Source organism: Dictyoglomus sp., assembly GCA_025060475.1.
In the GTDB taxonomy this organism is placed as follows: Bacteria; Dictyoglomota; Dictyoglomia; order Dictyoglomales; family Dictyoglomaceae; genus NZ13-RE01.
The window spans coordinates 24,591-39,662 of sequence record JANXBZ010000014.1 but is presented as its reverse complement, the minus strand read 5'-3'; the positions used below and the strand labels follow the sequence as shown (position 1 = coordinate 39,662).

At 31.1% G+C, this 15,072-nt stretch carries 13 protein-coding genes; 3 read left to right on the top strand and 10 right to left on the bottom strand.

Annotation, left to right across the window (positions count from 1 at the left end):
* Nucleotides 1–2,004 (top strand): hypothetical protein (locus tag NZ841_08155; protein ID MCS7202731.1); only part of this gene is annotated, 2,004 nt, incomplete at its 5' end.
* Nucleotides 2,005–2,026: 22 nt separating this feature from the next.
* The gene (locus tag NZ841_08150; GenBank protein ID MCS7202730.1) at nucleotides 2,027–4,594 is read left to right on the top strand and encodes a DUF499 domain-containing protein; all 2,568 of its coding nucleotides are present in this window, start codon (nucleotides 2,027–2,029) and stop codon (nucleotides 4,592–4,594) included.
* Between the two features lie 107 nt (nucleotides 4,595–4,701).
* On the opposite strand, the gene NZ841_08145 is transcribed toward NZ841_08150, so the two are convergent.
* From NZ841_08145 to NZ841_08135, 3 genes are all read right to left on the bottom strand, one after another.
* Nucleotides 4,702–5,508, bottom strand: a complete 807-nt coding sequence (locus NZ841_08145; GenBank protein ID MCS7202729.1) for a hypothetical protein — start codon at nucleotides 5,506–5,508, stop codon at nucleotides 4,702–4,704.
* Between the two features lie 15 nt (nucleotides 5,509–5,523).
* A complete protein-coding gene (locus NZ841_08140; GenBank protein ID MCS7202728.1) occupies nucleotides 5,524–5,790 on the bottom strand; it encodes a hypothetical protein in 267 nt (88 codons plus the stop codon).
* A gap of 99 nt (nucleotides 5,791–5,889) precedes the next feature.
* Complete coding sequence (locus tag NZ841_08135; protein MCS7202727.1) at nucleotides 5,890–6,282, bottom strand: gamma-glutamylcyclotransferase; 393 nt, start codon at nucleotides 6,280–6,282, stop codon at nucleotides 5,890–5,892.
* 111 nt (nucleotides 6,283–6,393) lie between these two features.
* Between NZ841_08135 and NZ841_08130 the strand changes: the two genes are divergently transcribed.
* Entirely contained in the window at nucleotides 6,394–7,521 is a 1,128-nt protein-coding gene (locus NZ841_08130) for an MFS transporter (protein ID MCS7202726.1), read from the top strand.
* A gap of 4 nt (nucleotides 7,522–7,525) precedes the next feature.
* On the opposite strand, the gene hypF is transcribed toward NZ841_08130, so the two are convergent.
* Genes hypF through hypA form a run of 7 tightly spaced genes read right to left on the bottom strand, consistent with a single transcriptional unit; the run spans nucleotide 7,526 to nucleotide 15,028 of the window.
* Nucleotides 7,526–9,784 carry a carbamoyltransferase HypF gene (gene hypF / locus NZ841_08125; GenBank protein MCS7202725.1) on the bottom strand — a complete coding sequence of 753 codons (2,259 nt, stop codon included), beginning with the start codon at nucleotides 9,782–9,784 and terminating at the stop codon, nucleotides 7,526–7,528.
* The gene (locus NZ841_08120; GenBank protein ID MCS7202724.1) at nucleotides 9,777–10,205 is read right to left on the bottom strand and encodes a hydrogenase maturation protease; all 429 of its coding nucleotides are present in this window, start codon (nucleotides 10,203–10,205) and stop codon (nucleotides 9,777–9,779) included. Before NZ841_08120 ends, hypF begins: the two co-directional genes overlap by 8 nt.
* Nucleotides 10,202–11,626, bottom strand: coding sequence for a Ni/Fe hydrogenase subunit alpha (locus NZ841_08115; GenBank protein MCS7202723.1), 1,425 nt, complete (start codon nucleotides 11,624–11,626; stop codon nucleotides 10,202–10,204). The genes NZ841_08120 and NZ841_08115 overlap by 4 nt, the downstream gene beginning before the upstream one ends.
* Nucleotides 11,627–11,637: 11 nt before the next feature.
* Entirely contained in the window at nucleotides 11,638–12,180 is a 543-nt protein-coding gene (locus NZ841_08110; protein ID MCS7202722.1) for an NADP oxidoreductase, read from the bottom strand.
* Nucleotides 12,181–12,194: 14 nt separating this feature from the next.
* A complete protein-coding gene (locus NZ841_08105) occupies nucleotides 12,195–13,874 on the bottom strand; it encodes a 2Fe-2S iron-sulfur cluster-binding protein (GenBank protein MCS7202721.1) in 1,680 nt (559 codons plus the stop codon).
* A gap of 27 nt (nucleotides 13,875–13,901) precedes the next feature.
* Nucleotides 13,902–14,633, bottom strand: coding sequence for an Mrp/NBP35 family ATP-binding protein (locus NZ841_08100; protein ID MCS7202720.1), 732 nt, complete (start codon nucleotides 14,631–14,633; stop codon nucleotides 13,902–13,904).
* Nucleotides 14,630–15,028: a hydrogenase nickel incorporation protein HypA gene (gene hypA, locus NZ841_08095; protein MCS7202719.1), complete on the bottom strand. Its 399-nt coding sequence runs from the start codon at nucleotides 15,026–15,028 to the stop codon at nucleotides 14,630–14,632. The genes NZ841_08100 and hypA overlap by 4 nt, the downstream gene beginning before the upstream one ends.
* Between the last annotated feature and the right edge of the window lie 44 nt (nucleotides 15,029–15,072).

Below are 15,072 nucleotides of genomic sequence, written 5' to 3'. Positions count from 1 at the left end.
GATAAGAAGAAAATTTCTCTATATCCATATGTAGATGGAAAGGAGATAAAGTTTAAAATTGTGGGCACTGGTTATGAAAAAATGCCACAAAATTTTAATCCCGAGGAAGGTACTGTATCGAGGGCAGTGGTAAGATGTCCTGCATGTGGGAGCACCATAGATGATGATACCACAAGAAGATTATTCCAGCAGGGAAAATCAGGACAAAGAATGGTAGCAGTAGTTCTACATTATCCTGAAAAAGAAGGAAAATATTATAGAATCTCCAAAGAAGAAGATCTAAAAGCCTATAAAGAGGCAGAAGAATACTTAAAAATAAAGAGAGAAAAACTAATGGAAGAATGGGGCATGGATCCTGTGCCAGATGAGCCATTACCTCCTAAAGAAACTCTTGGATTTAGGGTCCAAAGATATGGAATGCTTAAATGGGGAGATCTTTTCAACTCAAGGCAAAAGCTTGCTCTTATAACCTTTACAGAAAAAGTAAGAAAAGCATATGAGGAGATGATAAAAAAAGGATACGATAAAGAATATGCAAAGGCAGTGGTGAGTTATTTGGGGTTTATAATAAGTAGAATACCTGATACTAATTCTACCTTATGTCACTGGGATGGTTCTTGGGAGAAAGTTTCCACAACATTTTCTAGACAAGCATTACCTATGAATTGGGACTATATAGAGACAAATATTTTGGGAGAAAAGGGATATAATTGGAAAACTATTAACGATAGTGTTTTGAAAGTATTAGATACTTTAAGTTTTAATAGACACGAATTATCAGATAACTATGAAAATATTTCCCACTTCTCCGCCACTTCCCTTCCCTATCCCGATAATTTCTTTGATGCTGTATTTACTGATCCTCCATATTATGACAATGTTCCCTACTCTTATCTTTCTGACTTTTTCTATGTATGGCTAAAAAGAAGTATTGGAGATTTATATCCTGAATTATTTTCTACTCCACTTACTCCCAAAAGTCAAGAAATAGTTGCATATTCTCACAACGAAGGAGGATTTGAAGCAGGTAAGAAATTTTTTGAAGAAAATTTAAAAAAAGCTTTTCAAGAGATCCATAGGGTATTAAAACCAGAGGGTATTGCAGTAATTGTATATGCTCATAAGTCTACCTCAGGATGGGAGACTTTGATAAACTCTCTCCTTGATTCTGGACTTATAATTACCGCTTCTTGGCCCATAAATACAGAGATGAAAGAAAGATTAAGAGCAAGAGAATCTGCAGCTTTAGCATCCTCTATTTATATAGTTGCAAGAAAAAGAGAGAAAAAAGAAACAGGTTTTTATAATGAAGTAAAAGAGGAGATGAAAAAATATCTTAATGATAAACTTGATAGACTTTGGGAGGAAGGAATATCTGGTGCTGACTTTTTCATATCCGCTATAGGATCTGCTATTGAAATTTTCGGTAGGTATGAAAAAGTCATGGACTATAGTGGAAATATAATAAGAGCGGACAGACTTTTAGAAGATATAAGAAAAATAGTAACAGAATATGCCATAAAAAGAATTTTACATAATGGGTTTTCTGCAGAAATTTCTGACCTTACAAGATTTTATATACTATATCGTTGGGAGTATGGAGAGGCAAAAGTAGAATTCGATGAGGCAAGAAAGCTTGCTGTAAGTTGTGGTGTTGATCTTGAGAAAGAATGGAGCAATAAAAAAGGATTTATCAAAAAAGAAAAAGAATTTATAAGAGTTCTTGGACCTCATGAGAGAAAGATTGAAGATTTAGAAGAATCCTTTGAGCTTATAGATGTGCTACACCATGTGCTTTGCCTTTGGGAGCTTGGAAGAAGGGAAGATATGATAGACAGATTAAAAACAAGGGGTTATCATAAAAGCGAAATTTTTTATAGAGTAGCACAGGCAATTTCCGAGACTCTTCCCAATGAGAGTAAAGAGAAAAAACTTCTTGAGGGATTCTTGGTGGGAAGAAGTAAATTGATGGGAGAAATAAGACAAATTGATATGAATCTATGATTATTAAAGGGGGAATTTAAGGATGAAACCCTTTCACACAGTAGCTATTCCTCATAGAGACATCCTAGAGGGAAGATCTGCCATGGATGTCTTCGCAGCAGATCTTTGGAATGCTTATAAAGGAGAGGGAATCGATGAATACAAGAATTATGATCTTTTCTTTCGGAAGACATATATTACTGAAGGATTAAAAAACTTATTAGATATTGTCAAAAAAAGAATAGAAGGAAGATTAGGAGATTCTATTATTCAGCTCCAAACTCCCTTTGGAGGTGGTAAAACCCATTCTTTAATTGCCTTAATGCATAAAGCAAAGGTAGATTGGAAGATAAATTTAGCAGTAATAGTAGGGACTAATTTAGATGCAAAAGAAGAAACTCTTTGGGGACTTTTGGAGAAAGAACTTACAGGGAGAAATGAGATAATGACAGGACAAATCTCCCCAGGAAAAGAAAAAATAAGAAGTATTCTGGAAAAAAATCAACCTTTATTGATTCTTATGGATGAAGTTTTGGAATATGTTACAAAATCCGCTGGAGTAAAAGTGGGAAACAGCACATTATCTGCTCAAACCATAGCTTTCATGCAAGAACTTACAGAAGTTGTAGCTACCTTAGAAAAAGCGTGTCTTGTGGTGACTTTACCATCAAGTACTATAGAGCACTATGATACTGAAGCGGAAAGATTATTTTCTCAACTTCAAAAAGTAGTAGGAAGAGTAGAGAGAATATATACTCCAGTACAAGACCATGAAATAGCAAAGATTATAAGAAAAAGACTTTTTATTGACATAGATGAAGAAGAAGTTAAAAACATAGTTGATAAGTTTATAAATTATGCTGAAAAAGAAAAAATATTACCTATAGGTTTAGAACCCACAGAGTATAGAGATAGATTTATAGATTCTTATCCTTTTATGCCCGACGTGATAGATGTACTTTATCATCGTTGGGGAAGTTTTCCAAATTTCCAACGAACAAGAGGAGTTTTAAGATTACTTTCTTTGGTTGTGTCTTCTCTCAAATACAGTAATATTCCTTATATTACTCTTTCGGATTTTGACCTTTCCAATGAAGATATTAGATTTGAACTCGTAAAATATATAGGAGAAGAGTATAATAGCGTAATAGCTCAAGATATAACAAGAAAGGATTCAGGAAGTAGAAGGGTAGATGATGATCTAGGTATCTCCTATAGAGGTTTAAAATTAGGTACTCGTAGTGCAACTTCTATATTTATGTATTCCTTTTCAGGAGGTCGAGAAAAAGGAGCAACGATATTAGAAATAAAACGCTCCGCTACTACTTTGAATAATCCCTCAAGTGTAATAAACGAAGCCTTAGATCTTCTCAAAAATAGATTATTTTATCTACAGTATCAAAACGACAAATATTTCTTTTCAAATCAACCCAATCTAAATAGAATTTTAGTTCTAAAAGCAGAGAATATAAGAGAGGAAGAGATAGAAGAATATGAAAAAGAATTAATAAAAAAGAATGTTCGTTCAGAAAAATTAAAAGTATATGTATGGGAAGAAAAATCTGAAAATATTCCTGATAACGAAGAGTTTAAACTCATAATCTTAAAGGAAGAAAAAGAAGAATTGATTAATAAAATAATTAAATTTAAAGGTGAAATTCCAAGAGTAAATGTAAACTCATTATTTTTACTAATTCCCATTGAAAGTGAACGTTTAGCTTTAAAAAATACAATAAGAAACTATTTAGCCTATGAGTATATAAAAAATGATAAAAACTTAAATCTTTCTAATGAGCAAAAAAGAGAGATAGAAATTAATTTAAGAAATTTGAAAGAATCCTTAGAGGATCAACTTAGAAGAGCTTATAGAAATATAGTGATACCTGGAAAGAATGAAAAAGAAGATTTAGGAATACCCACAGTAGGAGAAAAAAGAACACTAGATATACTGGTATACGAAACTTTAAAAAGTAATGGTTACATATTAGAAACTATTGACCCAAAGGTCATAAAAGAAAAGTTTTTAGGTAATAATGACTATGTATTCACTAAACAGATAATAAATTCGAGTTATAGAACACCAGGAGCATTAAGGTTTGCTAGTAAAGAAGTCTTGATTGACGGGATAAAAAAAGCAGTTAAAAATGAAATTTTAGGAATTGGAGAACTTCGCGAAGGTAAAATTATTCTAAGTTACTATGGAAAAGAAAAAACTCCAGAAGTTTCTTTTGAAGAAGAAGAGATTTTAATAAATAAAGAAATCTGTGAAAAATTAATAAAAGAAACTAAGCTTGAGGGTAGATCAGAAACATTTTTGGAAATAAAAAAAGAGGATATCAAAATGTCTCAAGAAACTAGAATAATAACAGAAGAGGCTGAAAAGTTACCAAATTCACATCAACAAAATTATAGAGAAAGTGTAAAATTAAAGTTTGAGATTCCCGAAGGAAAAACATCAGGAATAATAGGTGTTATAAGATTCTTAAGAGAAAAATTTAATAAGGTAGAAATTGAAATAAAAGCAACCCAAGGGAAAATAACTCAAAATGAGTATGAAAAAAATATAAAGGAAGCTTTTTCCCAACTTGAAATTGATGTAGAGGAAGATTAAAGGGATAACCATAAATTATAGGAACTATACCTTTAGAACCACACTACGTTTAAAATACGATTTCTCCGTTTAAATATTTCTCTACCTCCAATATAATAAACTTAAAATTAAAGTCCAAATCCTAATCCAAAAGTAAATATTGAAGATTCCTTTATAGTAATTGGCTTTGGTAATTTATAAGAGGAAACATTAATCTTGAGATCAGGCGGACCTTCAATAATATAGTCCATTTTTTCTATCGTACCTCCGGGAAAATAATAATAAGTAAATTCAAGGTATATAGCAGGAGTTAGATGATATTTAAAACCTAAAGAATACGAGAAAAAATCATTACTCTTTCCCTTCACTCTTAAGGGAGTTCCGGGCTCATAAAATGTCCCACCCCAATATAGACCAGGATCTCCATACCATGATGGTTTAACCACATCCGCAATGGCATCAATTTCATAATAAACTATACCTAGTACTATATTTATCCAAAATCTATCGTAGGTTCTCAGATTTACATAAAGTCCTCCTCCATTTGCAATAAAAATACTACTTTGAGTAATTCCTGTTTCACTAAAAATATTTGTATTAAAATATCTTTGTATATTGCTAATTCCTATTGATAGATAATTACTATAATACAGTGGGAGTCTTATGTTCAAAGAATAATAAGAAATTTTAGAAGCAGTAGGGTTTTGGTTAATATAAAAAGTGTAATCATCTCCAAAGGCATCATATACAGTAAAAGAAGTGCTTAAAGATTCGTTGTAAATATAAGTATCACCATATATTGGTCTAACAAAAGTAAGATTACAATGATATAGCCAAGCCCAAAAACTATACCAACTAAATGCTAAAGCATGAGATAAATAAAAAGTAGAGAGAAATACTAAAGAAAAAGTTAATATAAGAAAAAATTTTTTCATTCTTTTACCCCCCTTTTACCTAATTGGTCTCTTAAACAATATAAACTGGGCATTTATACCATCATTACAAAGAGGACCTGCATATTCCCAGCCTTCTTTCCCAAGATCATTTATCTTCTTAACTGTTAAAGCCTTTATAAAAATACTAAAATCCTCCCTAGAAAAATATTCCACTCTATATTCCCACTTTACATTCTGCATCTCTTGAGTTCTTCCTAATGAAATTAAAATAGCTACCAAAACTACTAAGATACTTATCACAATTAAAAAATACTTCTTCATAAATTATCAGCCTCCCTTCTATTCATTTCTTTTAGAATTTTAAAATTTAAAGGGGTCAGAATTAGACCTTTTGGATTATTATTTGATGGATTTGTTAATTTAATCTCTCCAGGGTTGGTTTTCAAAGGGTATAAAATTTTCTTCCTTTACTTCATTTAGGTAAACATAAGTCCAAGCTTCTATTTTTTCCCCTTTTTCAAGATTTACAATAACTCTTTCTCTCTTATATAATTCTCCCTCTCCTTCAAAATTATCAATTTTTTCAAGAGTAACATCATCTACTTCATATACTTCTCCTACTACTTTTGATCCCTCTTTAGAGACAATTCCGGGGTACCAAGAGATTTTGTATAAACCATAATTCTCTAGAATAGCTTTTCCAATAAATTTAGAATCTTTTAAAAGATAATTCCTAGAATTGTGAGAAAGAAGAGAACCATAAACAAAAAGATATTGCTTTAATTTTTCTTTTTTATTATCGTAGTCGCTCATGTTTTTATTATATATTGAATTTAAATTGAATTAATAGGGATATAATTTGTTGTATATTAGAACTAATTATATTATAATTAGATAGCTAACTAAATTTGAAAGGAGAATTTTATGGAAAAGGATAAAATATTTTATTTTTTAACTGCTTATTTTCTATCTCTTGTACTTGCTCTTAATTTTCAAGCCATTCCTCCCCTTATTCCATTTATGATTAGAGAACTTGGAATCACAAGATCCCAAGCAGGACTACTTATGGGAGTAGTATCCTTTCCTCCGCTTTTCTTTGGTATTTTAGGAGGCTATATCTTAGATAGATGGGGCGTAAAAGTTCCTATAATAATTTCTCTCCTCCTCTATATAATAGGAGAAGGTTTATTTATCTTAGGAAAAAATTTTAATTCTTTACTTATTTCAAGATTCATTATTGGTTTTGGGGGTGTAATATTTGCAGTTGTTGGTTTAAGAATTATAGGAGAAAAGTTTAAGGGAAATAAATTAGGTAGAGCAATAGGATATTGGGGTACTGCTATGCCCCTTGCAAGTATCTTATCTTTTAATATTTTTCCATATATAGCTCAAAGTTTTGGCTTTAAATCTCCTATGATTGTACTTTTAGTATTTACACTCTTTGTCCTTCTTTGGGCATTGTTTCTTTATAAAGAAGATAATATGGAAAAAGATGTTAATTTTAGTTTTATTAATTTGTTCAAAAGTCTTTCTTCAAAGGTAATAATCTTAGGTGTTTTATGGGGACTTTTTAATGCAGGCTCTTTATCATTTTTTACTTTTGCTCCTGACTATTTTGTACTAAAAGGATATTCGGAAAATTATGCTGCTTTTATTAGTAGTCTTTATATGCTTGGATCTTTTTTAAGCCCTGTATTAGGATATCTTTTGGATGTAGCATCAAAACCATCCTTATTTATTTTAATAGGAAGTATTTTGCTTTCTTTTTTTCTTACTCTAATTTATTTTATAAGTTCTCCTTTTATAGTAATTCTTTCTGGAATTTCTGCTGTTTTAGTCCCTCCTACAGTATTTTATCTTTTGCCAAAATTTACTAAGAATTTAGGCATGGGATATTCTATATTAAATATTTTTGTAAATTTTAGCACTTTGATCTCTCCATATTTAATTGGCTATGCTAAGGATGTAAGTGGGAGTTATTTTATAAGCTTTATTTTAATGTCTTTATTTGTGCTAATAGGAGGAATACTAAGCTTAAACTTAGAGAGATAATTTTTTAATTATTTTCTATTAATCTTCCTAAAATAACCTGACCAAGAGATATTCCAGCATCATTTGTTGGCACCTTTTTATGAGTAAAAATTTGGAAACCCTTTTCTTCTAGTAATGTTACAACTGTTCTTAGTAATAATCGATTTTGGAAAACTCCTCCTGAAAACCCGATTTTATTTATTTTGAACTCTTCTCTTAAAATTTCAGAAAGAGACAAAATTATCTGAGATATGGTATTGTGGAATTTTTTACCTATATCCTTTTTATCAGTAATCCTTAATTCCTCAATAATTTGCGCAATAGTTGGTTTTACATCAATGACAAATTTTTCCTTTTCTTTAATTATTTCAAAGGAATAGTGCTTTGTTTCTCTACTTTTCATAGCAAGCATTTCAAGTTCTATGGCTGCTTGTCCTTCATAATCAATATGTTCTCTTACTTTGAGTAAAGCAGAGACAAGATCAAAAATTCTTCCACAGGAAGATGTGTAAAATATATTCTCTTCTTTTTCTATCATTTTTTTGGTAATTTCTATTTCAAAAGAATTTATATAGGGAAATATCTTTTCCACTTCTTCAGGAAAGTATTTTAAAAGATAAGAAAGAGCAATTTTCTGAGGATTTTCTATAGCATAATCTCCCCCTGCTATTGGAAAATATTTAAAGTGACCTATTCTTTTCACTTCCTCTATATTTCCTATAAAGACCTCTCCTCCCCAAATTTTTCCGTCTTCTCCATATCCTGTTCCATCAAAGGAAAAGCAGATAATTTCATCTTTTATTTCTCTATCTAAGATGAGTGAGAAGAAATGGGCTTTATGATGCTGAATAGATTTTACTTCTAAATATTTTTTAAATTTTTCTGCAAAGTCGGTAGAAAGATATTGAGGATGCAGATCATGTACAAGAATTTCAGGTTCAATTCTAAAAAGTCTTATAAATTCTCTAATTGTTTCTTCATATACTTCAAGAGTGTCCTTATCCTTCAAGTCTCCTATGTGAGGACTTACAAATACATAGTTTTCTTTTCCGAGAGCAAAGGTGCTTTTTAATTCTCCTCCTAAGGCAAGAATGGGCTTTATAGTGATAGGTATTTTTATAGGATCAGGAGCATATCCTCTTGCTCTTCTTATTATTTGGAGTCCATCCTTTTCAAAAAATACTACACTATCATCAATTCTTCTTGCTATATTTCGGTTATGAAATATAAATATGTCTGCAATATTTTTTAACTTTTTTATTGCCTCTTCATTGTCTTTGATTATAGGCTCGTCAGTAATATTTCCACTAGTCATTACTAAGGGTCTATTAAAATAGTCAAAAATAAGATAATGATAAGGAGCATAAGGAAGCATAACTCCTAGATATTCATTTCTTGGAGCCACAAGGGGAGAAATATCTCCAAGATCCTTTATTAGAAGTAATACAATAGGTCTTTCTTTAGAGATTAATACTTTTTCTTCCTGTTCCCTTACATAGCAATATTTCTTTATCATATCTAAGTCTCTCATCATGAGAGCAAAGGGTTTTGATGGTCTTTTTTTTCTAAGCCTTAAAGTTTTCACAGAGTTATTATTTGTAGCGTCACAGGCAAGATGGAATCCGCCAATACCTTTAATAGCAAGAATTTTTCCTTCTCTTAAATATTCAGATATTTTTATAAAGATATTTTGAGGATCCTCGGTCTTTTCTTCATAGATCCATAGAGAGGGACCACAATTATAACAGCTTATGGGTTGAGCATGAAATCTTCTTGTTAGGGGATCATGATATTCTTTATCACATTCTTGACACATTTTAAAGATTTTCATGGTGGTTTTTTCTCTGTCGTAAGGAAGATCTTCTATAATAGTGTATCTTGGTCCACAATTTGTACAATTGATAAAAGGATACTTGTATCTTCTATCTTCTGGATTGTACATTTCATAAAGACAATCATTGCATATAGCTATATCAGGAGAGATAAAATTAAAACCTTGTTCTTCTCTACTTTCTATTATTTCAAAATCTTCGTATTTTTCTTCTGAAAGGATTTCTTCTTTTTCTATTTTTTCTATTTTGGAAAGAGGTGGATGATCTCTAAGAATTTTTTGCATAAACAATTCTATAATTTCTTCATCCCCTTGTAGCTTTATATGTACAGAACCTGTTGAGTTAAAAATATATCCCTTTAGATTCAGATCCTTTGCTAGTTTATATATAAAAGGTCTAAAACCTACTCCCTGCACTATACCGTAGATTTTTATTCTATAAGTTTTATTCATTTAATCCTTTAATAAATCTTTTTAAAAACTTAAGACCCTTTTCTAAATTTTTCTTTGCTTCTTCTGATAACTCCTCTCCAAAATCAAAATCATAGCCTTTTATAGATAGCAAATAAAATTCGGGAGTTTTTCCATACAAAGCTTTAGTCCAAATTAAGAGTTCCTCGCAGGAAGTGTGATGAGTAAGAGGAGAAAAGGTACATTTTTCTGAGATTTTTCTAAAAGAAATTTCCTTTCCTTCTAAAGAAGCGTCAACAAAAATTACAATATCATAGTTTTTTATAATTTCCGCCATATCAAAAGTAAGCTCCTGGATCTTAATCTTGTCAAATTCACCCTCTATAAGATCCAGGAGCTTTATTCCTAATCCATCATCTTTTCTATATTCATTACCAAATCCTACTAAGAGTATTTTTTTCAATCTCTTTTTATAAAATTAATCAATTTCCCATCTTTATCATAAAATTCTATGATAATAGGCATTTTACCAATTGCATGAGTAGAACAAGAAAGACATGGATCATAACATCTGATAGCACCTTCCACACGATTTAGCATACCTTCTTTTAAATTATTACCATCTACATATGCTTTTGCAATTTCTTCTACAGCTTTACTCATAGCCCAATTATTATGTCCTGTAGAAACTATTAAGTTGACTTTCTCAATAGTTCCTCTTTCATCAACCCAGTAATGATGAATTAAGGTTCCTCTTGGAGCTTCCACTACTCCTATTCCTTCTTCGTTTGTTACCTCACCAAGTCTTAGCACATCTTGACTCATAACCTCTGGATCTTCTAATATTTCTCTTGCTCTCTCTAAGGCATAAATTGTTTCAATTAACCTTGCATAGTGGTAATATAAAGAACCTTCTACAGGCTTTCCATTATTTATGGATTTAAATTTTTTGAATTCTTCATTTGCAATAGGAGTACTTATTTTTTCCGCTATGTTTAATCTTGCAAGAGGTCCTACCCTGTAAACTCCCTCTGGAAATCCCAAGGGCTTATAATATGGGAATTTTAGATAGGTCCAATCCTCTACCCTTTCCCCTATGTATCTTAAATAATACTGAGGCTTAAATTCTTTTACTATGTTACCTTCTTTATCCATAAATCTTATTTTTCCATCGTAAAACTCCAAAGAACCATCCTCTTTTACAAGACCAAGATATCCTGTAGGGAAGGAAGCAAACTTATTACATTCTTCTTTATTTTTTTCAATAAAATCTTCTGCTAATTTTATTCCTTCTTTTATGTATCCTATCATCTCATCTATACCTTTTAATATTTCATCTCTTGCAGAAGGAGAAAGAGCAGAATTTACACCACCAGGTACTGCAAAAACAGGATGAATTCTTCTTCCTGCTACAAGTTCTATGATTCTTTGACCAAATTTTCTTAATCTTACTGCTTTCAAGGCTAATTCAGGATTTTCCTGTATAAGACCTACCACATTTCTTATTCTGGGATCTGCATCCCAACCAAGGATAAAGTCTGGTCCAGCTAGTTCAAAAAAGTGCATTGAGTGGGACTGAATAAATTGTCCCATATGAATCAATTCTCTTAAAAGTTTCGCAGGCCTTGGTATATCTATCCCAATAATTTCATCGGTTGCCTTTGCAGAAGCCAAATGGTGACTTATGGGACATATCCCACAAATTCTTGGAGTAATAACAGGCATCTCAGAAAAATGTCTTCCCTCTGAAAACTTCTCAAAACCTCTAAATTGATCCACATGAAAGAAAGCTTTTTCAACTTTTCCATCGTCCTTTAAATGAATGGTAACCCTTGCATGTCCTTCTATTCTTGTAATTGGACTTATAGTAATTTTCTTTTCCATATTCTCACCTCTTATTCATACTTCAGAAGTTCGCCTTCTAATTTAGGAATTCTTCCCTCTAACACTTCTCTTAACACATGATATATAGCATCTGCAGAAGGAGGACATCCAGGAATATAAAAGTCTACCTTTACAACTTCGTTTACCGCTTTAGTTTTTGGAAGATGTTTTCCAAGTTCTTCAGAAATTGGAATTTTACCATCTACGGTGCTTTCAGTAGTAAGATATCCTCTCTTTAAAAGGTCATCTACAGTGAAGTAATTTCTCATAGTAGGAATTCCACCAAAAACAGCACAATCTCCTAGGGCTACTATAATTTTACATCTTTCTCTCATCATTTTTACTTCTTCTTCATGATGATCTGTTGCTACTGCTCCTTCAATAATACCTATATCTGTTCCCTCATCGGGTACTTTTAAATCAGTTATGGGTGTTGCATTTAGCTCTAAACCTTTATTTATAAGTTCAACTAATCTTTCGTCCATATCAAGAAAGGACATATGGCATCCAGAACATCCTTCACACCATATAGAAGCAACCTTAATTTTTCCCATAATTTTCACCTCTTTTAAGATATTCTCTCAGTTTTACCCAACATATAAGAAATAAATTCCTTTAGATCAATTACATCAAAGGTAGGTTTTAGAACTTTTTCCTTCTTTACTTTTCTTCCTTCTAAATTATAGAAAGTTCCTTCTCTTTCGAACCAATCAGTAATTCCTACAATAACATCTCCTTTATGTAATTCTTCATCTTCATAGGGGGTGAATATCAACATAAATGAATTTTTAATTGGTAAATCCTTTATACCTTCTAAGTTTTTGCCAAAAACAAACACATTCTCAGCAGATATTTTTTCATGTTTTATTCCAAGCTTTTGAAGGCCAATAGAATTTGTCTCCATAGGAAGGTGCAGAAATTTAGCATTGGAAAGAGATAAAAGAAGAGATCTTTCCGATTCTGTTAGATTTTTATATATAATTGTTACCTCTTTTTCTTTATTCAAAATATCAAGTGCTATGTTAATATCTTTAATATTAAATACATAATCAGCAATTTTAGCAAGACTATTTAATTCTTTATCTATAACCATAAGTTTTGCTTTCTTTCCAATTACATTTCTCTTTACAAAGGAACCAATGGTACCATATTCTCTATTTAAATCTACTCCTATGATTACAAAGAAATTACTGTTATCTAAATCTTCAATATTTATATTTGAAGGAATAGGAGAATCATTTGGATATAAGGAGTATACTCTTCCCTTAAATAGCTCCTTTATAAGCTCAAGCTCTTCATTAAATAGAGAACCATCTACATATGCTACAGCATTATTAAGTTTAGATTTTATCAAGGAAACTAAATTATCCTCATGAATTTTTCTGAAACCAAATTCTTCCTTAACTCTAATTCCTACAGCTCTTTCTTTGTTATTGAAAAGAGATAAATATCTACCTACTTTACAAAGAATTCCCTTAGATATTTCAGAATTCCAATCTCCATAAATCTTTACAATGAAATTAGCTCCTTTTTTCTTGTAAATCTCAACTCCACATCCTACTGCACAAAGATCACAATTTGAATAGATAATATCGGATTGAATTTCTCTCCCAAGATAAGATGATCTTTTATCGATTATTGCTCCCGTAGGACATACTTGAGCACAAAGCCCACAAGATACACAGGACGAATTTCCTAATGGTAAATTCATATCTGCAATTATCATAGTATCAATTCCTCTTTCCATTTCTCCTAAAACATAATGTCCTGCAACCTCAGAACATACTCTCACACAGCGTCTACAAAGAACACAACGATTGTGGTCTATCATTATGAAATCATGAGTGTTATCTACTGGGAATTTTCTCTCAAAGGTTGGAAATTCAAAGTGATCTAATCCAAATTCATAGCCTAGGTCTTGTAGCTCACATTCTCCAGTAACCTCACAATACATACAATAATGGTTTCTTTCCGAAAAAAGGAGTTGAAGAACAAGTTTTCTTGAATTTATAACATTAGGAGTATCAGTCTTTATATCCATATTAGGCTCAACAGGTGTAGTACATGCTGTCTTTAACACACCTCTATCCTCAACCACACATATTCTACATGATCCTTGGGGCATTAAAGGTTCATAGTAGCAAAGTACTGGAACATGTATACCTAATTCCTTAAGAACCTGAAGAACTGTTTTTCCGGGAGAAACTTCAACTTCTTTTCCATTTACTTTAATTTTAATTTTCTCCATAGTTCACCTTCTTTCTAAAAATTTTAATCATATAAGAAAAGAAAGAATATTGTTAAGCTCTTTAGAGATTCGTAAATCTAAGAGCTTTTCAATATTTCCATAATAATTTTCTATTTCTGGACAGAAGGAAATTTCTCCTAAATATTTAATATTAAGCTCGTAACATTTGTTTTTAATATACTCAGAGGGAACAAATTTCATATTTTCAATAACTCCTAAAATAGGAATATTTTGAGAATTCAAAAATTTTATTAATTTTTCTACTGTTTCCATGGATATTGTTGAAGAGTTAGAAATAACTAAAAATTCTAAATTTGATATATAGCGAATAATATCTAAAAGAATTTCACCCATCCCCGGAGGCATATCAATGATTAAAAAATCTAGATTATTCCAACGGGTAATAGTTAGAAGTTCTATAAGAACGTTAGAAATATCCTTTCCTCTCATTGCTAAGGGTCTATTTTCAGTGAAGTATATAATAGACATAAATTTAATTCCCTCAATATCTGCAGGTCTTAGTCCATAATCCTCAATAGGTTTTATATTATTAGCTCCCAATATTAAATGAGAAGAAGGGCCATAAAAATCTAAATCTAAGAGTCCTGCTTTATAACCCCTTTTATTTAATAATAGAGAAATAAAAGTGGATAAAGTACTCTTTCCCACACCTCCCTTCCCACTACTTACTGCCCATATTCTTTTTATATCTTTAATTCTCCCCTCAATAGCATAAACTCTTGGATCAATTAATTTCATAATATTTCCTCAATCCATACCCCTCTTCCTTCTTTAATCTCAAAATCTACACTTCCACATTTGGGACAATAAATGTAAACATGAATTGTTTCTGGAATGAAATGAATGGCTTCTTTTTCTTCATCATTTAATTTTTCAAAACTTTCTGTGTAACTCCATTCATTTCTACAAACATTACAAAGTAAAATAGCTGGATAGTTTTCATATCTTATTTCTGCATCCTTAAGAATTGTATCTTTAGATAACTCTTTGATAGCAAATTTAAAGATCTCTAGATCAATTTGTTGAATTTCCCCTATTCTTATTGATAAAAATTCTACCTTACTCAGATTTTTATTCTGAGCTTCTTTTATGGCGGTATTTACAATCGCCTCAGCGAGCGCCCATTCGTGCATAATGAAAGCCTTAAATTAGTTTAAAAAAATAAATATAAAAAATC